Genomic DNA, 22,148 nt, shown 5'->3' with positions numbered 1-22,148 from the left:
AAATCGAACGTGAAGCCGAGATAATCATCGCCGAGCGAAATGCCCGAAATCCCCCACGGACAAGCCACACAAACAGATTATCGGCCTGTCATCCACAGACAACAGGCCGATAACGGAACGGAAAAAATCTCGGAATTCAGACCAAACCCCTAAAGCTTGCCGAAATCACCAATTCAAACCTTCACTGGGCTCATCGACGGGCTCATGCCGCACACCGGAAAGCATCAACGCGCCCAGCTCCGTGGCGGCACGCCTTTCGCGGTTTTCCAGCTCCGGAGTACCGAAATCCTCCTTCGTGGCCATCAGGCTCGTGGCCGTCGGCACGGCGCGGAAGAACGCGAACAAGCCGCGCATCACGACGTCGGGCACCAAGGCATGGCGGTTCGAGCCACCGGTCGCGGCCAAAACCATCGGCATGTTGGTGATAGCGTCGCGAGGAACAAGATCCCAGAACGCCTTGAACAGCCCGGAATACGAAGCCTTGTAAATCGGTGAGGCCACGATGAGGCCGTCAGCGACGGTAACCGCGGTTTTGGCTTCCTCAAGCCGATTGCTGGATTCAAAGGTCACCGAAGCCTTGGCTATGTCTTCGGCAAGCCCCTTAAGATTGACCATCTCGACGACAACAACCTTGCCACGAGCCTCAAGATATGCCTGGGCCTTATCGGTGATCTCCTTGGCAAGCCTGCGCGTGCTGGAAGGTTCCGAAATGCCGGCATTGACCACCGTCAAGCGGTACTGCTTCACCTCGGCCTCAGCCTTGGCGGCCAGCGTCACAATGTCTGTCGTCTCCTCAGGACTCACGGTTTTCCTCCCTACACCTGACAACTTCAATTTTGTTCTTTGCTTCAAACCCTACAGGCGCACCGCAAAGGCACAGCATTCGGTAATTCAAGTACCCGATAACTACTTGCTAACGTACCACGTTCATACGTCCAAAGCGAGGCCAAAACATCAGGCAACACAAAGGAAAACGTGATTGTGTTCACATTACGCCGTCACACGCAAATTATAGCGCAACAAAGCATCAGGCACTTGATAGAAGCTGCATATTCAATATCGGATTCCGCAATCCACCATCCACATACGTGATTGCGGAATCCGGTTGTGGGCATACGGTTTCGAATGCCCGGTTTCGTCACGACGCCTGAACGCCGGCAACGTGACGAAACGATACCTTGAAATCACGCTTACTTGTTGGCCTCAACGTGCTTGGCGAAAGCTTGCGCGAAACCGCGCAGGAAGTCTTCGGAAGCCTCGACGACCAAGCCGCGCTCGTCCAGACCGGTGATGGCGTTAAAGTAGAGCTCGGGCTGGCCCATGAGCTTCATGTCGAGGAAGAGGACGACGTTGCGCAGGGCCTGCTGGGCCTGGGTCGCGCCGAGGGCACCCATGGAAGCGCCGATGATGGCGGCGGGCTTGCCGGCGAAGGAGCTCTTGCCCCACGGACGGGAGGCCCAGTCGATGGCGTTCTTGATGACGCCGGAGAAGCTGCGGTTGTATTCCGGGGTGACGAAGAGCACGCCGTCGGCGGCTTCGACGGTCTGCTTCATCTCGACGACCTTTTGCGGCAGGTTCTCGTCGAGGTCCTGGTTGTAGAGCGGCAGGTTCATGTCGATGTAGTCGAACTCGACGCCTTCGGGCGACAGGCGCTCGATGTTCTTGGCGAGGTTCTTGTTATAGGAATCTTCACGCAGGGATCCTACGAAAACGGCGATCTTGGTCATTGTTGCTCCTTGGTTCTTGTCATTTGTTCGTTATCGTTTCCACGAGCCGAAACCGGGTTGCCCAAGTCGGCTCTCCACATATCTCAAGCCCAGCCACCTTGTGGCCGTGCGTACCATATTGCAATACGTGAGCTTGTTACTGGCAATACTAAGCACTTATCGAAGAGCTGTCATATTCCGCCACGGGATAAGCGGGAATAAATCGAAGGAAGACAAAGTGTCTAATTATTTTCCCGAAACATACGCGGCAATCCCGCCTCCAACCCCAACCGCCACAATGGATGAGCACTCTTCAAACCTCGTCGCTAGACTTTAAGTCATCGAGCAACATCTATCCGAAACGAGGACAATTGAGCGCCGATCTGACCGTCATCAGCCCGCTTTCCTGGGTTCAGGAGGCCTTCAGAGGCTATTTCGACAAAGCTCACATGACTGATAGCTCACAATCGCGTATGGCTTCCGCAAGAGTTAACTCCAAAAACAACGAACCAAAGCCGACAGCAACGTCGGCAATACGCCCGCAATCGGGAAATCCTACCGATTATTGGAAGGCTACGTACGATTACGGATTCGAACCGGCTCGCGGAGTCGGCGACGACGCCGCCGTGTGGATAACTCCCGACCTGCTGATTGCGAACAATGCGTGGCGGGAACGGAAGGGTTTGCCGCCGCTGCTTTTTGAGGCTCCGGCCGCCGATTGGCTCGAAACATTGCCTTGGGAGTTCACACGACGAAAGGTACTTACCGCACCGGTTTCGCAAATTCGTTCTTGGACCAAATTGCCGGATGGCCTGGGTGAACGCCCGTGGTCGCAACTGAGCGGCGGACGGGTGCCCGAGTTCAGGGCCGCACGCCGAAATCTTCGTGAGCTGCAGGATGCCTTGCGCCGGGCTCCCGACGATTCCCTGATTACCGTCAATACCCATATCGACGGCATCGGCGAGGAATGGTGCGTCATCGTGGACGGCGGCAAGGCCGTGGAATCCTGCGGATATTGCGTTCATCGTTCTCTTGACGAAGACAGCCACGACGTTCTCACCGTGTTCGACGGCGCGCGATTCCACGAATCCTACCGAACGATTGCCGAATCGTTCGCGACGCAGGCTGCGCAGGCAAGCCATCTGGATAATGCCAGTATCATCGTCGGATTCCGGAATACCAGCGGTGTCGCAAAAAATGCGGAATTAGCAAATGCAGAATCGACAGATACAGAACCGGCAAACGTGACGTCAGGGAACACGGAACGCACGAACGGAAAGTCAGAGGATCCAAAATCAGCAAATACGAAACCGGCAAACGCCGAGCCAGCAAACCCAGAACCGGTGAATCCTCGCCTCTCGATTCCAGGGATTGAACCTATCATCATCGAAGCCGATCCGACGTGGTGCACCACCCCATATCCATACGAAACGACCGAGGCAACCAACGCCTTTTTGAAAGCGATATCGGATAGCCGAATATACAAAACCGATGACGGCATCTTCAAAAACCGGAACGGACAAAGCGTGCCTGCGACCGCCGTTTATGCCCCAGACCCGTGGATGGCTCGTCACGCCGCGCATCGATATGATCGCTTCTGAATACCGATAACAGAACACGGCAGATCCTTGTGCAACCGTCGAAAGTGTATTGTTGAAGGCAGAGAAAAGCAGTAACAAGCAGATGAAAGAGAATGACACGATGAAGTCCAATCCCCGACACGGTCCACGGCATATCAACGGTTCTGCAGGCACCGCCTCAGCTCACAGAGGCTCATCGGTGCTTCGGCTCGTGGGGGCGGGCGTTCTCGTGCTGGTCGTTCTGGCGGCCGTGGGTGCGGCGTTGTTCTTCGGCATGCGCAGCCACAGCGCCTCCACGACGGCCAGCGACAACGCGGAGTCGAACGTCGCCGTCAGCAGGAAAACCACACCGAAGCCGGTGACCACGCACCACGGCAACTCCCCCGATTGCCCGGACCAGGACTGCATCGCCCTGTTCGTCAACGGCGACCTGCTCTTCCACGAGGGGCTGTGGGAGCATTTCCAGAACAATCCGAGCGCGACCGACGGCACGGCCTTCAACTTCGACCCGCTCTTCGCGAATATGAAGCCGTATATCCAGCGGTCCGACATCTCGGTGTGTGAGTTCGAGACGCCTATCGCGCCTCGCGGCGGGCCGTATTCCGCCTACCCGATCTTCAATATTCCCCCGGAGGTCGCGGACGCCGCGGCGCACGTAGGCTATAACGCGTGCACGCACGGCACGAACCACTCCTGGGATCAGGGCAGCGCCGGCATCGCGCGACTGTGGGATACGCTGGCTGCTGACGGCATCGCGCAGACCGGATCGTACAAGACCGAAGAGGATTCGAAGAAACCGCTGGTCATCAACTCCCCCACCGGCGGCGGCAAGCTCGGGCTGATCACTGGAACGGTCTCCCTCAACGGGATGACCGCCGACCACGACTGGCAAGTCGACCGGCTGCGCGAGGCTGGCGACCCGAACCACGAATCCGACATCCAGAAAGCCGTCGCCAAGGCCAAGGCGGCACGGCAGCAGGGTGCGGACGTGGTGGCGATCGCGATGCATTCGGTGCAGGAATATCTGACGAAGGCCGATTCCTGGCAGATCTCGGAAGCGCACGAACTCGCGGATACCGGTGCGTTCGACGTCATCTACGGCGCCGGCTGCCACTGCGCGCAACCGATCGAAAAGTATCACAATACGTGGATTGTCTACGGGCTCGGCAACGCGGTGACCGTCACCTCCTACATCCCCGGCAACGAGGTCAACAACCAAGGCGTGAGCGCGCGCATCCAGTTCGCGGGCAAGCGCGGCAAGCCCGGCACGTGGCGGGTCAACCGCATCGACTGGGTACCGACGGCCAATATGCAGCAGGGGCAGTACCGATGGTGTCCGATTTCGGGCGACCATCCCGACGGCTACTGTTGGAGCCAGCAGACCGACACGCAGCAGGAACAACGCATCAATACCATCATCTATTCGCTCGGCGCCGATAGCAATGTCGTACACGAGTGGCGGTTGAGCGACGAGCAACAGCAGTCGCCGCAAAAACAGCCGCAACCACAGCAGCAAACACAACAGAAGAAGTAGGAACAACAGCTACAAGCATCGTTTGCGAAGCTTTGCGGTCACGGCTGCAACAAGCAGACTTCGATTACAGCTCGGTAGGCGCTACACCGTAAGCAACCTCGACAACAAAAGGCCGCAGAAAACTGATTCATCCAGCTTTCTGCGGCCTTTACTCATATCCTTTATTGGCATGCATTCAAAGGACTCGCGCGCCTAGACGCTCACGCCATCGAAGCGCCAAGCTCCTTGATATGCTCGATCTGCTTGGCCACGGCCGCGCGGGCCTTCGGCGAATCGTCACCCATCTCGAGGTTGTCGACGTAGACCAGCTCGGCGTCGTCCACGCCGCAATAGTGGTGGAACATGTAATAGATGACCTGCTTGTGGATGGCGTCGTGGATGCCGGACTCGCGGTACCACTGCTCCGAACTGCCGGTAAGCATGATGACACGGAACTTCTTGTCGGCGATCGCGGACTTGCTGCCGTCGGGGTTGTAGCCGAAATGGCGGCAGAGCACGCGCTCGGTGAAGCCCTTCATCATCGCGGGCATCTGGCACCAGTAGACCGGGAAGACCAGCGCGATCACGTCGGCTTCGAGAATCTTCTTCTGCAGCGCGGCCACGTCGTCGGGCATCGGTGCCTCGTCGAGGTACTGCTTGCGGTCGGACATGCGATAGGTCGGGTCGAACCCGATGGCGTGCAGGTCGACGAACTCGGTGCCCGCCGACGGGTCTTTTGTCTTCGCGCCCTCAAGGAACGCCTTGCCAACGGTCTGCGTCAGTGATGCCGGTTCCGGATTCGCGGTAAATGCTAAGAAATTGGTCATGATTCTTATTGTAGGAGAAGCCCACTAACAATTCATACAAATTCTTGGTGATATCAGTTACGCGCCGCGTTTGTAACGCCATACGTTACTGATGCGGCATCAATAAGCGCTATTAGACGTTAAATGTCCTTCACCTGAGGGTTTGTTTGTTGCGCTATATGCTACAAACGAAGTATCGGCTTCACCATTTGATGCGAAATACACTATCTCAGTGCTTCAGTTGTCGCGCTAAAGGTTACAAAAAGTCAGTCTCACTATCTGCCGAGGAATATGTTTCTTAGATACTTCACTAATCGTGTTATAGACCACAAATGGAGTATCGATTTCTCGTCTGATACGCAACGCACTCTTGCTCTGCCTCAATCACTGCCGTTTACTTAACCGATAAAACCTCAGATCCTTAATCCGTCTGCGGCCCCGGGCCAAAAAGCACGAAGCCGCCGGCTGCATCGACCGGCGGCTTCGCGAACTGGACACTGCCCAGCTTAATCAGTTAACAACTTTAGCAGAGCCTGGAACCAAGAATCAACTCGCTCACTCGTAGACCGCGACCAAGCGACCGCGGACATCACCGGCCTGGAGCTTCTTCAAGCCTTCGGGAATCTCGTCGAAAGAGATCTTGGTGGTGACCGGGTCGAGGTCGCCGGACTCCATGAGCTTGTAGACGCCGGCGATGTCGCCCTTCGTGCCGCCGTTGGAGCCGAGCAGGTTGACCTGGCTCATGATGAGCGCCTTGGTGTTGATGGTGCTTTCCAGCCGTCCCATGCCCACGAGCACGACGGTGCCGTGCGTCTTGTACGCCTCGACCGCCTGGGCCGCGGTGGTACCGAAGCCGGCGAAATCGATGACCTTGTCGAACTTGACGCCCTCGACCGCGAACTCGTCGATGGACTTCTTCACGTCGATGGCGCCCAGATCCTTGGCCATCGGCCACGCGGATTCCTTGACCTCGGCGACGTAGAGGTTCGCGCCGAGCAAGTACGCGACGCGAGCGCCGATCTGACCCAGCCCGCCGACGCCGATGATGCAGACGTCCTCGCCCTTCTTGACGGCCGCGCGCGTGGCGACGGCGTGGTACGAGGTCATGCCCGCGTCCGTCGCCGCCGCACCCTTGACGAAGTCGACCGAAGCGGGAATCGGCACCAGCGCCTGCGCGCCGATCGCGATCTTCTCACCATAGCCGCCGTCGAAGCCACCACCAGGAGTGCCGGCCGAAGTGGTCGGGCAGATTGCGACACGGTCGCCGACCTTGAAGCCTTCGACGCCCTCGCCGACCTCGCTGATGACGCCCGCGTCCTCATGGCCGAGCGTGAACGGAACGGTGTGGCCCTTCATCCAGCCCGGATCGGTGAGGAACCCGACATCCGTGTGGCACAACCCAACCGCCTTCGTGTCGACGATGACCTCGCCGGCCAAGGCACGCGGCTCCGGCACCTCTTCCAGCTTCAGCGGCTTGTTAGTCCCGTAAAATCTCCATGCTTTCATAGACATAGATAATATAATCATTTATTGAAGAAAGCTGCTCTTAATATTTTATATCATTCTTCCATAGGTTTTTTGGACTGATATCTCTTCCTTTGTAGTTTCAAATTTTTCAAATCCAACCCACGGTTCTCATTATCAGACGGTAGTTGCAAACTATCGAATAGAGAAAGAATCCCGTTAAGATCTCGATCATCCATTAAACGATTCTGCAAATCAAAACCAGTTATGTACATTTGCGACAATAAATTTTTAATCAGTTTAAATAAAATAGGTTGATTTAATATGGAAGACATACTTTTAATTAGAGAGTTACATATTTCCTTCCATTTATTTGGCCGAGTCGCAAGTATAAAGATAAAACAAGAAAGAATATTGGGACAGCGAGTTTTATAATCCGAGCACTCTTGGTTTATAGAGATAATATCGTTTATTAAGGAACCAAGCCTCTCAGTAGCTAGGTTGTTTGAAATCTCCATACAAAGAAAGGACCAATAAGACGCTTCTATATACGAATAAAGCTGGTAATCTGTATAATCAATCGGTTTTTCATCAGCACTTATCTTTTTAATAGCAGATAAAAGAGCCCTCTTCGCCTCTGGGGAATTACGATAAAGCAGAAAGAACATTCCCCAGCCGTATACAATTTCTTGTAAAGCAACGTTTCTCCAGCAGTCATCCTGTTCATCAAGATAGTTTGACCATTTCGTTATCAAAGATAAAAAATTTAGAACAAAAAACCATTTATCTTCCAACGAATCGTTAAATTTTTCAGTAGAAATGTAAATTCCCTTTTGACTAAAATCATCGGAGTCAGAGGCTTGAAAAACTTGATCAACTAAAAATTGGGAACCATTCGAAATATCCAATAAAGAATCAGCTTCGGCTTCAGCCTCTATTGGATCCATTGCACGACCATCTACCATCTCCGCGTTATCAGAAATGTCAGATGGAGCTATCTCAGAAAAATCAACTTTTACTTTCCCCAAATATTCTTTCTCAACTTTTTCATATTCAACAACCACGTTTTTAAGAACTTTACTACTTGTGCCATCAAGTTCGGTGAACATTTCAATCACATTTGCATAATGCAAACTATTGGATAATAAATAATCCAAAAATTCTTCACCTGATTTACCTATGTTATATGGTTTTACGAAAAGAGCACCATATAACAGAAGATACGAAGCCCTGGAAAAAAGCAACATGTCATGTTTAGTAGCTTTATCGTTAAACTCTGAAAAAATATGAACTTGTGTAAGAAGACTGAGAAAGTCGTCTGAATTGGTCTCGATATTTTGCTTTTTGAAAAAATCTACAACTATTCGATTAACTTCACTTTTTTCGATTACTTGTACATCTTTACGAATCATTGTTTCAGCAATTTTAGCAAGAACCCTATGAATATCTCTAGGCGTTATATTAGTCCCTAGAATACGATCCCCAACAAGTTTAGCTAACTTATCACAAAAGGCTTGCAGAAGAATTGCTTGGGACGATGCAGTAGCAACAATATCTGGACTTGATTTAACAATAGACAACAATAATTCTGCATTCATATAGGTTCTAGGGAGATTCATTCTTCCCATTGTGTCGTATACAATCTGTGCATAGTTATCTCCATCTTCAGTGGATTCATGCAAACATACTTTAGCCAAGCGATTGATATCTTTTTTACGTACTGAATCTAGATAATATGTTGAATATTCGATGCCACACTCATTTAATAACTGAAAAATTTCTTGAAGCTGACTGTCTCTACAGCCAAGAAAACATTTGAAAGGCTGGATACTCTTTAAACTTTTTAGAAACGATTTCGCTGTACGAATTGAAGCCTTTTTCTGATTATCGGTAGTTAATACATCATCAATTGTAATAAGAAGCGACTTAGGGTCGACACCAGGCCTTGCCAATCTTTCATTAATCGCTGACTCAAGATCATTAGAACAAGTTTTGTATGATAAATTGATAATGTCATTTTTAGTTTTATCATGATTTTCAGCTGCAATAGTCAAAAGTGCTGTTGTCAGACCAGAATTAACCCCTTGTGCAGAAATCAGAATTACCGAAGGCTTACATTTGATTATTTCCTTCGAAGATATTCGATTAAAAGCACCACTTTCGTAATCTTTTTTTCTTTCTTTTTCAGTAGAAAAAAGCGTAGGTCGCTTCCGAATAAACCCACAAGGACATATTAAGTCAGCCCCATTTTTAATTGAAAAAATCTCTTTATAATCACCTGTACCTTTTTCTAATCGTTTTTCTATATTTAGATCCTGCTGTTCACGCTGACTCTGTAACAGTAAATTATCTATGAATTGAGGCAATTCAGTATAACGGTTTCCATACGGGACTACTTGAAGTTGATAATCTTTACATATAATTTGGCTTTTTCCTAAATCACGAGAACTGCACAAAAACAAATCGTTATTTTCTCCGGTTTCAGCAAAATTCATGAAAGTCTCAAACTGTGAAGTAAAATCTAAATCTCGTATCCCCTCGCCAACCGCTAAGAAAATCAACTGACGTGTCATCAAAAGAGATTGGAAAATTTCGCTTCCGTTTGACGAAGCTAATTTCTCGTATTCATCAGAAGTGAAAATAATTGACGCAGGATCTTTATAGTATCCATGAATATGGAAAATACACATTTCTTCATTAGAAAAAGCCAATTTAACTTTTCCAACATCACGCCAAGTCAAACTCACTACATCTATTCCAATATCGATTGCCCGTCGTTCAAGGATGTCATCATAGTTTGTTGTAATAATAATCTTTCCCGAGTAAAGCAACTTGTCAATGAGATTACTATTGTTTATCTTCTCATTTTTGCACAATGCTGAAAGCCAGTTCCGAAATTCCTGTTGTGAGTTAAAGGAATCTTTTAATAAATCAGCTACAGCTAATAGAGACGAGCTGTCATCAGCCTCAAAGAGCAGAGTTCTAAGTGCAGCGGCACCAGATTTGTCTAAGTCTCGCATTTTTTCTAAATGGTTTATACCGTCTTGAATAAGGTTCGTCCATGAGGCTAAGGGCGAATCCTTGCCCACAGCAGCTGACGTTAGTCCTGCCCCAACAACAAAACATGCATCACGACTTAACTTTTCATTCATAATTTTTCTGACCATCACCGAAAGTTCCTTCCCCGTTAAACGAATACGACACTAAATTTTTTGACTTAATTCCTTATAAATCGACTTATCCATTGCAAACAAATACAACCCATGAACACCTCTCTTAAGGAGGACACTTAACTCATTTCGGAAGAGATTTTCGGCTGACGTATCGCCTAAATCTTTGCGATCGGGCTTCGCCAAGTAGTTGGCACTCTCGTCTGGATCGAAAGTGATGTGGCCATCCTTGTAGCCTACTGACGGGCCAATGATGACGCCGGCGTAATTAAGATCGAAACCTTGAATGGTAAAGGTGGAACCTATCTCATTGATGGTGTGCGGCTGCTCGGCCCACGCCAATTCATTGCCCACTCGCTTTGACTCGGTCAGATCAGTGAGCTGGTAATTCCACGGCTGGCAGAAGTAATCCTCCGTCGTTCTGCTTTTCCAATGCTTGTAATAACCATTCTTGGTGAACGTATCCGTGTCTTCGGTATACTCGATCGGACTGAATTTCGGCAGACCCGGCTTTGAACCATACTTCCAAAGACCATCAGCGTCACTATACATTTCTACATTCCAGAAGCCATTTGGGTCGGTGCTATTAGGAGATTTAGACGAATACTTCCAGTCGTATGTCGCAAGCACACGTGAAAGACCCTGACCATTCCATCCATCGGGCTTCAGCTCGGCCTTCTCTTGAATAGCCTTGAATAGTTCAACGGGCGAATCGAAAACCTTGACTTCATAAGGCTTACGCTTCCAACGAATCTTTCCATCTCCGGCTTTAGCTTCTGCCTCAAGATCACGTTCACCTGGATCGACCGGCAGCTTGCCAATATGCCCGTTGTCGGCAAAATCGTCAATCCAATCAATCATTTCCTGACTGGCAGCCATACGGAACTGATGCTCCATACGAATATGCGCAACATCTGTTTTCAGAGGCGGTAAATCTTCATCCGGCCCGAGTTCGACAACTTTTGCAGCTTCAATCTTGCCAGTATGCGTCTGGCTTCCGTTCTCAATTTCTTTCTTCGGAAAAAGCTGCTGATAAGTCGCGGCATTCATCTTCTGCTTGGCTTGAAGAATCTGCTTCGGGTCGAAAACAGCGATGACCACTTTAGCTCGACGCAACAAATCATAAAGCTGGTTCTTACCCGAATATCCCTGGTCACCTTGCGTCAACAGAAGATGCGCCTCATCGACCAATACGATATCGGCCTTACCGTCAGGCTTATTGGGATCGCCACGACCCTTGCTGCCATGCATGGGCTTACTGAAACGGTTGATGAACTTGGTCGGCTTCATCACTACTTGATCAAACTTCTTCTGCAAACCCAGCTTGGTAGCAATTTGATTGTAGACAGTGACCTGTTCGTTATGATTTACCAAAATATACGCAGGATAGTCTTTATCTGCCCGCTGTGATTCAGCCTGCTTGTTTTCTACATCGGCTTGCTGAGCCCGCGCATCCTCGACTTCCGTATAAATGCGATAGAACAAATGGCTCAGCAACACTGTCTTTCCGGTACCTGCAGCACCCTCCACAAAAATAAGTTTCGGCTTTTGTTCCTTGCCTTGGGCCTCAACGCTTTTATCCGCCAAAATCGCCGAAAGCTGTGCCAAAATTGATTCCTCAGCCTCAATCTGTTCATGACTGAGCTTATGAAACGGCGAAGCCTTGAACAAAGCAGAATCACGGATAATCTGCTCTGCCGGGAAAAGTTCCGGATTATCATCATGCAACTCAAGCCAAATCTTGGAGAAAAACTTGTTGAAATCCTTCTCCGTGTAATAATCGCCTTGTGCATTCGTTCGTCCATTAATCAGTTTTTTAACCGAATCCGTGCTCGACATATAGTGCATGAAACGATTCTCAACGTCCAGTGTCAACGACTTGTTGAATTCCGGATGCCCGATGACATACTGCAAATACGAATCGCTATCTTTCTCAACAGCCTGGGCAACCGACTCCCAATCTTCTCGCGTTTTCGGATCGTCGTTAAGATGCTGAGAAGTACGATGAACAATGTCGTTCGTCTCACCTACGTAAACGGTATATTCGAGTTTCCCTGTGTGTTTATTCTCCCAGACGGCTTTGTCTTCAGGATTGGAACTTACTACATAAACCGTCGGATATCCAAGCACGAAGTGCATCAGCTCAGGCTTCTGCTGTAAAAACATGCCTTCAACTATGGAATCGCGAGAATCCTTATGCAGCACAGTCGCAGCTTTGAAATCTTCGGAATCCGCATCGCCATATGGCAACTTCACAATGATCGGCTCTTGAACATCATTTCTCATGTATCAATTATTGCGCAATACTGCTAGCTTTTCCGTCGCGACACTCCGATGCAAAAGAATTATTCATATTTAAAAATGTGCGTAACTCTCTACGCCAGCTTATAAAAGGTAATTCCATCAGGACTTCTTTGTCGTCGTTCCAAAGCAAACCGAGTACGCTTGTTAAGCATGATCAGTGAATTCACCATTCAAGCAATCCGAGATTTCAATCGCAAACGTGACTGGGACCAATACCACTCACCCGAAAGCCTCGCCAAATCCATTAGTATCGAAGCCGGCGAACTGCTCGAATGCTTCCAATGGTCGCCGGATGTCGCAAATCCTGATATCGACCACGTCAAAGAGGAACTGGCCGACGTTCTGACTTATTGCATTGACCTCTCCGAAAAGCTGGATTGCGACATGGATGAAATTATCATAGATAAACTTGAGAAAACAAAAGCTAAATATCCCGTCAAAAAAGTAAAAAATAACTTTAAAAGATATCGCCAATTACACCAGTAAAACAATAATTCATTAAGATTTTACTTAATCACATATTTGCATTCGGTTTAAAAGGATCGACTTTCCAACGAATAAGCATCCAAGTGCCATCCTCATAAGGAAAAGCCGTATCATAATCCTCTATGGATTTAACACGAATCCATTGAAGCCGAGTTTGATACTTATCACCATTTCCTGGTTCAAGCTCCACAGTTACAAACGCAGAAGCTCCAGCCACATTTTCAATTTTTAAAATATGAGTCGATTGAATCGGATGACTCGCGTATTCTTCTTTAACTTCCAAAGTCAATCGACCAATACTTCTCTCTGTAGGATTAGCTACATGTTCTGCTATTTTCCGATAGTTTTTCTGTTCCCAACCACTAAAGAAATAACGACTATCTTTCCTAATTCCACTGGGATCAGGGTTTTCCTCCTCAGTACCTGTCTCATAGGGTTTCCATTTGTCCACACTCTCTTGATTTTTTCTACTTTTCTCAAATAGCTTTATTAAATCTTGGAAAGTTACAGGGTCTTGAGCAGGTTTCGCTAATTGTTGAGCTCGCTCTTTTTGAGCTTTAGCCCAATCAGTAGCCGCAAATAGCAAATTCCACGCTTTTGTAGCAACTATAACATTGTCAAAATCAATCAATTCACCGTGCATGATTCCGTTTCTATATAAATCATGCACTTGATCACCAGAAAATTTATGGAACCCTTTTCTATATATTTCACTTATCCTTGGCAACGCTTCTGTAACCGCAGTCGCACTATCATACGCTTTCATGTCATCACTTTCACGAGCCGACAAGGCACGCCGCTTTTTAGGATCAGTATCATTAACTAAACCGTCGACCTGGGAAATAAGTATAAAAACTGTACTGTAATATCTGCCATCACAGAAATCATCTACTGCTTTTCTAATCAATGGCATTCGTTCTCTAACATTGAGATTCGACTGTACCATTCTCAGTTGTAATTCGATATGCTCGCGTGAAGAATACCAATCAATTAATCGTTTTTCTGCAACATCGGGATTATCTGTATTAATAATCTCTTTTACATCACTGATGGGGAACGAATCACTAAAAATCCAGTTCCTGTTTCCAAGAAGATTATAAAACTTATCTACTAAATGTACTAGTTCATCAATATTTTTCTCAGTGTTTTTAATCGTTTCCCTGACAATTCGTCCAGCTTTTCCTGGACATAATTCAAATACCTGCATTGCTTTAACTTGAGCTCGCAGCTCCACTACAGAAGGCAAATCAGACGCATTGTCATAATTTTGAACATTATCTTCCGCCATTATCGAAGCTCCTCTATATTAACCTGTCATAATCTTTTAAGAATTTGATAAAATCTCTGTCTAATTGGCAAAAGCGTATTTTAAACGTCAAACAAACGCTGTCATGCAAACTTGTACTGCATATCCGCTGGAATATTGGCTAGCAAATCGCCTTCTGTCAGCTCGAAAGATCTCGGATCTATGGCTTGCTGTGGGAGAGCGTTGCCCCAGGCTTGCTGACACATCTGGACCAGAGTGCTGCCGTCGACAAGTTGGATACCGGCTTCATTCGCATATTTGACAGCTTGGGCGGTATAGGTGCTTGTCGTAATGAAAATCAGACCTTGCGCATGTTGTATTTCATTGGCACCTGCAAGCTTGCGCAAAAGCGGCAGACCGACATGACGATAGGGCTCGAAGCACTTGCATTCCGCAATGTATGAGTGACCATCTTTGGTCATTTTCAAATCAAAACCACCATCGTTGTTGGACTGGGTAACCGCAACCTGGTAACCATAATGCCGATAGAGATCAGCACAGAACAGCTCGAAATCGGTAGGCTGCGACGAGAAACTGTCGACAATCGCCTGAACCGAAGTGGCGCGTTGCCGCACCTTGACCCGCTGGACTGCCCGCTGGCGCTTAAAAGATTCCGAACGCGAATAACCAATCGAATTCCCGTTACGCCGCATGTCGAGTACAAGGCCGTACAAGGTCAATGGATTCTTGGATTTGAATGAAAACCCGGCTACTTCGAGCGTGCTCTTCGGCTTGCAGATTTTATTGTTTGAATGCCGCCGATCGGCGGTGCCATTCTTCTTGGCGAATCGCCAGAATGGGTAATTCAAAACAAAACTGCCGATTTCATTAGCGTCCCGCGAATGGCTGATTCTCACTCCTTTAGGCACTTCAACGTTGCAGATTTTGCGCACTCTTCCCCTCAGCCATAGCTGCCAAAATTCGCGAAGCAACAGGACAACCAGAATAATGCCGGCAACAGCTATCGCCAACGGTATCGCATGCGCCTTCAAAACCGGTATGAGTTTGATGAGCTTGTCACTAACGTCGGAATCAGTCATAAATGAAATAATACCTTTAGATAATCCCTATTCCAGCAGCTGCAACAAATCGTCCTTTGTGAGGTTCGAGATGCCGGCGGAGGTGCCGGTGCCGGCGTTGTCGACGAAACGGTGGGCCAGGTCGCTCTTGGATTGCTGCATCTTGAGGATGCGCTCCTCGATGGTGTCCTTGGCAACGATCTGGTAGACGTTGACGTCCTGGGTCTGGCCGATGCGGTGGGCACGGTCGGTGGCCTGCTCCTGCGCGGCGGCGTTCCACCACGGGTCGGCGTGCACCACCACGCACGCGCCGGTGAGGTTCAGGCCCGTGTTACCAACACTAATTTCATCATCATGTAGATTTGATATTGTAGTATATACAATATATTTTAAATATTCTTGTACAAACTACAATAAGGAACTCATGAAACGTACCGATAAACTACTCAGGATGCTGAACGCCAGAGGCGGTACCCTCTCCACTTCCGAGATAGTCAACGCCGGATTTTCGCCAGGATTTCTGACTTACTTGGCCCAGAAAGGCGAAATAGTCAACGAGACTCGTGGAATCTGGTCGATTCCAGAAACCCCTATCGATGATCTAGCAACAATCACCAAACGTTGGAAGCGATGCATCATCTCTTACGGCACGGCACTCTGGTTGCATGGTCTCAGCGACCGCACGCCACACACCATCGATTTGACCGTTCCCGAAGGATATATGCCACGCACCGCACACAAAGAATTCCCGAATATCAATTTCCATACAGTAAATAAAGAAAAATATTCCATAGGGCTGAGCAAAGCAAAAACGCCTGCAGGGAATATGGTACCGACCTATGACAAAGAACGCTGTATCTGCGACGCCCTCAAAGCGAGAAACTCAAACAGCATTGACATCCAGCTTTTTACCGATGCTCTGAAACGTTACTTTTCCGATCCAAAACTCAACATGAAAAAGTTGTCACAATATGCGAAACTGTTAAAAGTAGAAAAAGAGCTGCATAGATACACCGAGGTATTGCTATGACCAAAATCAAGGACGCCAGCCTACGCGGCAAAGTACGAAATCTGGCACAGAAGAACCATCTGTCGGCGCAGGAAGTGCTGCAAATGGTCATCTTCGACCACTTTCTTGAACGCCTGTCCCGTAGCGTTTATTCGAATAAATTCATCATCAAGGGCGGCTTGCTTGTTTCCTCCCTATCGGGAATTTCCAGCCGTACGACCATGGATCTGGACGCAACCATCCTTGGAATCAAGATGGAAAGAACACATCTCACACAAGTCATCAAAGAGATTTGCGACATTGACTTGGGTGACGGGTTCTCATTCTCGTTCGAACGATTGGACCCCATTCGACAGAAGGATATGTATGCCGACTTCAGAGCACATCTGCGCGCACAATTCGGTCGTATTGACGCACCTCTGAAATTAGACCTAACAACCGGAGATGCCATTACTCCCGAACCTATCGATTATGGGTATGAAACGCTATTCGAGAACAAGACAATCCGACTTAAGGCTTATCCCATCGAAACCCTTATCGCTGAGAAATTCGAAACTATCATGCGTCGTGGCACAGAGAATGGACGAGCTCGAGATTTCTACGATCTGGACATTCTATATCGTCGTTATGGCCAAAACCTCAATCCCCTTACCCTCCGCCAAGCAATAACCAATACAGCCAACCATCGCGAATCCTTGGCGGAAATCAATAATTACCGGCAAATCTGCTCCACGCTTCAAAGCTCGGAGTACCTTCGACAGGCCATCTGGAAACCCTATATTAAGGCGAATCCTTACGCAATCGGCAGAAGCTTCGAAGACACCATCAACAGTGTTCTTGCCTTAGGAAATCTGGCCAATTTATAATCTAGATAACGGCCTTACACTGAATAACAAGAAACTCAGGCATATTTAGACACAACTATTAATGTTTTTATGCTAATTGCAAAATTCCAAAAACAACACGAGGTACGCTAGCAGCAGTTCGCTCGCGTACCCCGGTATCATACGTTTACCCCAGCAGCTGCAGCAGATCGTCCTTGGTGAGGTTCGAGATGCCGGTGGCAGAGCCGGTGCCGGCCTTGTCTACGAAACGGTGGGCCAGGTCGGACTTGGACTGCTGCATCTTCAGGATGCGCTCCTCGATGGTGTCCTTGGCGACGATCTGGTAGACGTTGACATCCTGGGTCTGGCCGATGCGGTGGGCACGGTCGGTGGCCTGCTCCTGTGCGGCGGCGTTCCACCACGGGTCGGCGTGCACCACCACGCACGCGCCGGTGAGGTTCAGGCCCGTGTTGCCGGCCTTCAGAGAAATCAGGAACACCGGGGTATCGTCGGCGTTGAACTGGTCGACTAGCTCGAGGCGCTTGCGCTTGGGGGTGGCACCAGTGATGACGTTGTAGGCCACATGGTTCTTGCGCAGGCGCTCGGCAATCAGGTCGAGGAAGCTGGTGAACTGGGAGAAAATCAGCATCTTGCGGCCGGCGTCCTGGCAGCTGGAGACGAGCTCTTCGATGGCGTCGAGCTTCGCGGAAGTCACCTTACGTGGTTTGGCAGTCGCCTTGCCTGCGGCTTTACCTGTGATAGTTGCCGCATCGCCGTCACCAACAGCTTTGCCGGAGGCATCGGTCTTCGATGCCATCGATGCATCCGAACCACTGGCTGAGCCTCTACCCGCTCCGGATAAACCGCCATTCCCAACAATCGCGTTCGCCGAGGCATCGGCGGTCTCGCTGAGCTCGTCGATATACTCGTCAATCGGCTCGTCGTCGGCGCGCTCGGTCTCGCGGCTAGGCATGCCCCAGACGTGCGCATCCTTCTTGACGACGTTGCTACCGACATTGCTGAACAGCAGCCGCGGGTCGCAGCAGGCCTGGCGCAGGCGGGTGAGCTGGGCCAGAATCTGGATCTTGCCGGTCTTGTATTCGATGTCGCGCTGCTTGTTCAAGGTGGCGCGCAGCTGCTGCTCGAGCGCGGCGTACAGCTTGCGCTGCTCCCCCTCGAGCTGGACGGTGAGCACGTTCTCGATCTTGTCGGGCAGGTCCTTCAAGACTTGCGACTTCAGGCGCCGCAGAATAAACGGGCCGACGAACGCCTGCAACTTGCGCTGCGCGTTCTCGTCTCCGGAAAGGATCGGCATCTCGAAGCGGTCGCGGAAATGCTTGTAGGCCCCGAGCATGCCAGGCATCAGGAAATCGAAGATGCTCCACAGCTCGGAAAGCCGGTTTTCAATCGGCGTACCGGTCAGCGCGAAATGGTGCCGCGCGGCCACAGTTCGCACCGCGCGGGCGGACTTAGTGGCGTGGTTCTTGATATATTGCGCCTCGTCAAGTGTCATACAATAGCATTTGAGACCATCGTAATCGTCGATATCACGGCGCAGCAGGTCGTATGAAGTAATCAATACGTCCGGCGCAACCCACTGTGAAGCAGCGATGTCATCGTCATCCAACGGTTGCGGGCTATCGGCACTCTGCCAGCCGTCATCACCCGAAGCGGATACAACGGGATTGCCGACGCGAGCCGCGGAAACCGAGGAGCTATCGGCCAGCCGTTCCCCTGCAACCTGCAGATTAGAAGTCAGTGGCTCCGTGCCCCCAGAACCAGCGAGCATCTGATTGCAGCTCAGAAGGTCAACATCATCCATCGCCATATCGAAACTTGCCTGCTGCGCCCCGGAAACATTCTGATGAACAGTTAGAAGCTCGGTATTACCGCTATTTGAATCGGAATAATCGGCTTTACCGTGCCACTCCCCAGTCGCCGGTCCGAAGCTTCTGACTCCAGACGCTTTCCGTCCTTCATACCAAGCTTTGGTGTTCTTAAGCGTCGCGCGACGGGCGGCCTTGGAGCCAGCCAGCACCTGCACGTTGAGCTCCGGAGCGAATTTGGCGCATTCCGCAGCCCAGTTGTAGACCAGCGACGCCGGGCAGACGATGAGATTCGGGCCGATTTGGCGCTGTTCACTCCGCCGTGAAACCAGATATGAAAGCATCTGCACGGTTTTGCCCAAGCCCATCTCGTCGGCCAAGATGCCGCCAAAACCCTTGTCGGCCACGGCATTGAGCCATCGGAATCCTTCGACCTGATACGGCCGCAGCACGTGCGCGAGCGACTTCGGCACCTTGTAGGTCTTCGGGTCGATGACACGCAGATCATTCAGGTAGCTGCGGAATTCGTCGCTTTTGTCTTCGTCGTCGGCCTCGTTATCAAGGTAATAGGCCTCGTAGGCGGGCACGGAAACGGCCCCGGAGTCCAAATCGACCGGCTTCAGCCCCAGATCACTGCTGACCTCGTCGAGCTTGCTGGTGTCGACGTCAGCCATATTGACGAAGGCACCGTTGCGCAGACGGTGGAACTTGCGACGCTTGCGATAGCTGTTCAGAAGCGCCGGTACTTCGGACGGGTCGATTTCGTCGGCGATCGGCGAGATCTCGACCAGCCCGGATTTGATGGACAAGCCAATCTTGAACACGGGATGCGGCGAGGAGGTGAGCCCGTCGAAACTCGGCGTGGAGAACACTTCTCCCAGCCCGCGCAAAACGGGCAGTCCTTCGTTCAAAAGCTTGTAAATCGCCTTGTCGTTGTCCTCGTCGATGCGCGCTATCGGACCGTCGGGCATCGGGAAGTACTGCCGCACTGCCTCCACGGCCAAACGCTCGGTTTCGCGATCGCGGGCGACCGGTTCGTTCGGACCGATGCCGGAGAAGACATGGAAACGTTCATCGCCGTACCTGGCCTGCACGTCGCAGGTGATACCCTTGCGGTCGCGGTCAAGATACGTTTCAATATGGCAGGGCACACGGCGCATTTTGATAAGCTCAGGAGGCAGTTTGACGGCGATGCCGTGGTGGGAGGTGCCGCGCGAGGTGGCCGGCGTCAGGTCGTCGCTCACCACGGATGCCGAACCGGGGATTGCGTCTGTTAAGTTTTGCGATGAACCAGATGCAACAGGTCCAGCTGTCGCTCCTTGCAACGATTGGCCGGCATCGGTTCCGTCGGATACGGAACTCTTGTTATTCCCATTATCGTCAGCATCGTTACCGTCGTTAACACGGCCATCACCGTTAACGCCGCTACCGGGATTGTCGACTTCTCCGGCATGACCGGTTTCGCCTTCATTATCACCATCGCCAGCGTTACCTGCACCATTCGCGTTATCAGCGCTGTCACCATCGCCAGCACGGCCGGCATCGCTGATCTTCTCGCCACCCTTCCCGCCGTCTGCAGGAACCGGGTCGAGCGCGGGCAGCACCGTACGCGAAAACTCTTCGATATCATCGCTGCTCAAATACAGATCCCCGCGTTCGTCGCCGGCGCAAAGCACTCCGAGCAGATTGCGGTTCGTGGTCATCACGCTGGAACAACGATGGATTTCAGGAGTATCCAAATCGAGAGAATGACCGGCTGCAGGGCTGCCTACCACCACGAACGACGAGCCGCGTCCGATAATGAATATTTGGATATTAAGGGCATGACGGATAACATAACCGTATTTTTGAGACTGATTATTATCTTTTTGTCCCAAAGATTGCCGAGCCTGCGGATTCCCGCTATTCCCAGCGTCGTCACCCTCGTCATCGACACGAACGACTTCCAGACCCAGATCAGGGTCACCATCGACCACGCGAACAGGTACGGCTGCCGCGAAGCTGCCGTGGGCCGGTACGTAGTCCAATGTCACATCAGCATCGACGAACAAATCCAGCAATTCCGCGGTCTCGTCGTCGGAGAGGCGCATTTCCTGGGCTTCCGCCTTGCTCTGGTAGAACTCATAATCGCCAGAAACGCTTTTGCGGATCTCGATGGCACGGCCAAGGATAGCCAGAATCGAGCGCGAACGTTCGTCGAACGAATCGCGGGAATGCACGAACGCAAGCTTTTTGCCGTAAGTGACGAATTCGCGGCGTTGCACGGCCTCGACCAACGCACGCACATCTTTCACCACGTAGGAAATGCCCTTGGACGGCACCGCGATATGCAGGCGCAGGTACCAGTCGCGCGCCGAATTCTCCAGCATCGGGCGCAGCACAACTGAGCCGATCGGCATGTGGCGGCTCAAGGCCACCCCACTGCCGATATCGCCGGAAGCGCGGCTGCTGACCTCCTTCAAGAGATCGAGCTGTCGATTCTTGGCCTGTTCGGCGAGCGCCGAATCTTCCTGCTCCATAAAAGAGCGCAACACCCGCGAAGTGCGGCGAACGACTCTCTGCCGGCGAGCGCCTACCCCGCTATTGCCCCGGGAGCCCGACGCGGCCACGCCGTTGCCGAGTTCCTCGAACTTCTGCGGCGTGTCGTTGTATTGCATAATCAGTGCGATGACATGCTTGCAAATCGCGCCGAAACGGCCGAACGCCGGGCAGGTGCAGTCCGCATCGATGATCTCGCCATGATTCTCGTCGATGCGGGCGCTCACAGCGTAATCGTCGGCGAATTCGTCGGCAGGTTCCACGGACGCGGCCAACAGCGTGCCGTCCTCGCCCGGCGTGCAGGTCAGATCGTGCATCCGTCCGCTGGAAATGACTTCATAAGCACGATAGAAACTCTTGCCGCCACGCTGCCGCAAGACTTTTTCGGGCACGGCCGGTTCGTTGGCACCGAAAGTCACACCGCCGTCAGGATCAGCAATCCCGCCGAACGTATCGTCGCCGGAACCGGCACCAAGCCCGAATCCCCCAGAGCTGCCGGTCCTCGACCCATACACCGACGCATGCCAATCCAAATCGCGTTCCCCTTTTCGCTTTCGCCGCTATCCTGTCGTTTGTCTGACGCTGGTTGCAATGCCG

The 22,148-nt window shown here is 50.9% G+C and carries 14 protein-coding genes and 1 pseudogene; 5 read left to right on the top strand and 10 right to left on the bottom strand.

The features are described from left to right. Positions 1–165: 165 nt before the first annotated feature. Both OZX75_RS01185 and OZX75_RS01180 read right to left on the bottom strand, forming a co-directional pair. Complete coding sequence (locus tag OZX75_RS01185) at positions 166–804, bottom strand: CE1759 family FMN reductase (RefSeq protein WP_277146440.1); 639 nt, start codon at positions 802–804, stop codon at positions 166–168. 386 nt (positions 805–1,190) lie between these two features. Continuing rightward, complete coding sequence (locus OZX75_RS01180) at positions 1,191–1,727, bottom strand: NADPH-dependent FMN reductase (RefSeq protein ID WP_277146439.1); 537 nt, start codon at positions 1,725–1,727, stop codon at positions 1,191–1,193. A gap of 959 nt (positions 1,728–2,686) precedes the next feature. On the opposite strand from OZX75_RS01180, the gene OZX75_RS01175 reads away from it, so the two are divergent. Then, positions 2,687–3,307, top strand: coding sequence for a hypothetical protein (locus tag OZX75_RS01175; protein ID WP_277146438.1), 621 nt, complete (start codon positions 2,687–2,689; stop codon positions 3,305–3,307). Positions 3,308–3,389: 82 nt separating this feature from the next. Then, positions 3,390–4,820 (top strand): CapA family protein, encoded by a 1,431-nt coding sequence (locus tag OZX75_RS01170; protein ID WP_525930254.1) that lies wholly within the window; start codon positions 3,390–3,392, stop codon positions 4,818–4,820. A 200-nt stretch (positions 4,821–5,020) separates the two neighbouring features. Here the strand turns inward: OZX75_RS01170 and OZX75_RS01165 are convergent, their stop codons facing one another. The 4 genes from OZX75_RS01165 to OZX75_RS01150 form a co-directional block, all read right to left on the bottom strand. Beyond that, entirely contained in the window at positions 5,021–5,626 is a 606-nt protein-coding gene (locus tag OZX75_RS01165) for an NAD(P)H-dependent oxidoreductase (RefSeq protein WP_277146436.1), read from the bottom strand. A gap of 534 nt (positions 5,627–6,160) precedes the next feature. Then, the gene (locus tag OZX75_RS01160) at positions 6,161–7,111 is read right to left on the bottom strand and encodes a zinc-binding dehydrogenase (RefSeq protein ID WP_277146435.1); all 951 of its coding nucleotides are present in this window, start codon (positions 7,109–7,111) and stop codon (positions 6,161–6,163) included. Positions 7,112–7,164: 53 nt separating this feature from the next. Then, positions 7,165–10,236, bottom strand: coding sequence for an SIR2 family NAD-dependent protein deacylase (locus OZX75_RS01155; protein WP_277146434.1), 3,072 nt, complete (start codon positions 10,234–10,236; stop codon positions 7,165–7,167). 36 nt (positions 10,237–10,272) lie between these two features. Further along, the gene (locus OZX75_RS01150; RefSeq protein ID WP_277146433.1) at positions 10,273–12,525 is read right to left on the bottom strand and encodes a DUF2075 domain-containing protein; all 2,253 of its coding nucleotides are present in this window, start codon (positions 12,523–12,525) and stop codon (positions 10,273–10,275) included. A 168-nt stretch (positions 12,526–12,693) separates the two neighbouring features. Between OZX75_RS01150 and OZX75_RS01145 the strand changes: the two genes are divergently transcribed. Further along, complete coding sequence (locus OZX75_RS01145) at positions 12,694–13,029, top strand: nucleotide pyrophosphohydrolase (RefSeq protein WP_277146432.1); 336 nt, start codon at positions 12,694–12,696, stop codon at positions 13,027–13,029. A gap of 28 nt (positions 13,030–13,057) precedes the next feature. Here the strand turns inward: OZX75_RS01145 and OZX75_RS01140 are convergent, their stop codons facing one another. The 3 genes and pseudogenes from OZX75_RS01140 to OZX75_RS01130 form a co-directional block, all read right to left on the bottom strand. Further along, the gene (locus tag OZX75_RS01140) at positions 13,058–14,317 is read right to left on the bottom strand and encodes a hypothetical protein (protein ID WP_277146430.1); all 1,260 of its coding nucleotides are present in this window, start codon (positions 14,315–14,317) and stop codon (positions 13,058–13,060) included. 101 nt (positions 14,318–14,418) lie between these two features. After that, positions 14,419–15,375 (bottom strand): restriction endonuclease, encoded by a 957-nt coding sequence (locus tag OZX75_RS01135; protein WP_277146429.1) that lies wholly within the window; start codon positions 15,373–15,375, stop codon positions 14,419–14,421. Between the two features lie 27 nt (positions 15,376–15,402). Beyond that, positions 15,403–15,699: pseudogene (locus OZX75_RS01130) on the bottom strand (helicase-related protein); the annotation flags it as partial. 79 nt (positions 15,700–15,778) lie between these two features. Here OZX75_RS01130 and OZX75_RS01125 point away from each other — a divergent pair. Both OZX75_RS01125 and OZX75_RS01120 read left to right on the top strand, forming a co-directional pair. Then, positions 15,779–16,384 (top strand): type IV toxin-antitoxin system AbiEi family antitoxin domain-containing protein, encoded by a 606-nt coding sequence (locus OZX75_RS01125; RefSeq protein ID WP_277146426.1) that lies wholly within the window; start codon positions 15,779–15,781, stop codon positions 16,382–16,384. Then, positions 16,381–17,229 (top strand): nucleotidyl transferase AbiEii/AbiGii toxin family protein, encoded by an 849-nt coding sequence (locus OZX75_RS01120; RefSeq protein WP_277146425.1) that lies wholly within the window; start codon positions 16,381–16,383, stop codon positions 17,227–17,229. The genes OZX75_RS01125 and OZX75_RS01120 overlap by 4 nt, the downstream gene beginning before the upstream one ends. Before the next feature lie 145 nt (positions 17,230–17,374). On the opposite strand, the gene OZX75_RS01115 is transcribed toward OZX75_RS01120, so the two are convergent. Beyond that, entirely contained in the window at positions 17,375–22,084 is a 4,710-nt protein-coding gene (locus OZX75_RS01115) for a DEAD/DEAH box helicase (RefSeq protein WP_277146424.1), read from the bottom strand. Positions 22,085–22,148 lie beyond the last annotated feature (64 nt).

Origin of the sequence: Bifidobacterium sp. ESL0800, assembly GCF_029395355.1 — a bacterium.
In the GTDB taxonomy this organism is placed as follows: Bacteria; Actinomycetota; Actinomycetes; order Actinomycetales; family Bifidobacteriaceae; genus Bifidobacterium.
This window is presented reverse-complemented; position numbering and strand designations above follow the sequence as displayed.

What these genes read in the sequence shown, in the direction of transcription:
- OZX75_RS01180 (WP_277146439.1), bottom strand. Translation starts at nt 1,727, where the DNA reads ATGACCAAGATCGCCGTTTTCGTAGGATCCCTGCGTGAAGATTCCTAT.
- OZX75_RS01170 (WP_525930254.1), top strand. Translation starts at nt 3,390, where the DNA reads ATGAAAGAGAATGACACGATGAAGTCCAATCCCCGACACGGTCCACGG.
- OZX75_RS01165 (WP_277146436.1), bottom strand. Translation starts at nt 5,626, where the DNA reads ATGACCAATTTCTTAGCATTTACCGCGAATCCGGAACCGGCATCACTG.
- OZX75_RS01160 (WP_277146435.1), bottom strand. Translation starts at nt 7,111, where the DNA reads ATGAAAGCATGGAGATTTTACGGGACTAACAAGCCGCTGAAGCTGGAA.
- OZX75_RS01155 (WP_277146434.1), bottom strand. Translation starts at nt 10,236, where the DNA reads ATGGTCAGAAAAATTATGAATGAAAAGTTAAGTCGTGATGCATGTTTT.
- OZX75_RS01150 (WP_277146433.1), bottom strand. Translation starts at nt 12,525, where the DNA reads ATGAGAAATGATGTTCAAGAGCCGATCATTGTGAAGTTGCCATATGGC.
- OZX75_RS01145 (WP_277146432.1), top strand. Translation starts at nt 12,694, where the DNA reads ATGATCAGTGAATTCACCATTCAAGCAATCCGAGATTTCAATCGCAAA.
- OZX75_RS01140 (WP_277146430.1), bottom strand. Translation starts at nt 14,317, where the DNA reads ATGGCGGAAGATAATGTTCAAAATTATGACAATGCGTCTGATTTGCCT.
- OZX75_RS01135 (WP_277146429.1), bottom strand. Translation starts at nt 15,375, where the DNA reads ATGACTGATTCCGACGTTAGTGACAAGCTCATCAAACTCATACCGGTT.
- OZX75_RS01125 (WP_277146426.1), top strand. Translation starts at nt 15,779, where the DNA reads ATGAAACGTACCGATAAACTACTCAGGATGCTGAACGCCAGAGGCGGT.
- OZX75_RS01120 (WP_277146425.1), top strand. Translation starts at nt 16,381, where the DNA reads ATGACCAAAATCAAGGACGCCAGCCTACGCGGCAAAGTACGAAATCTG.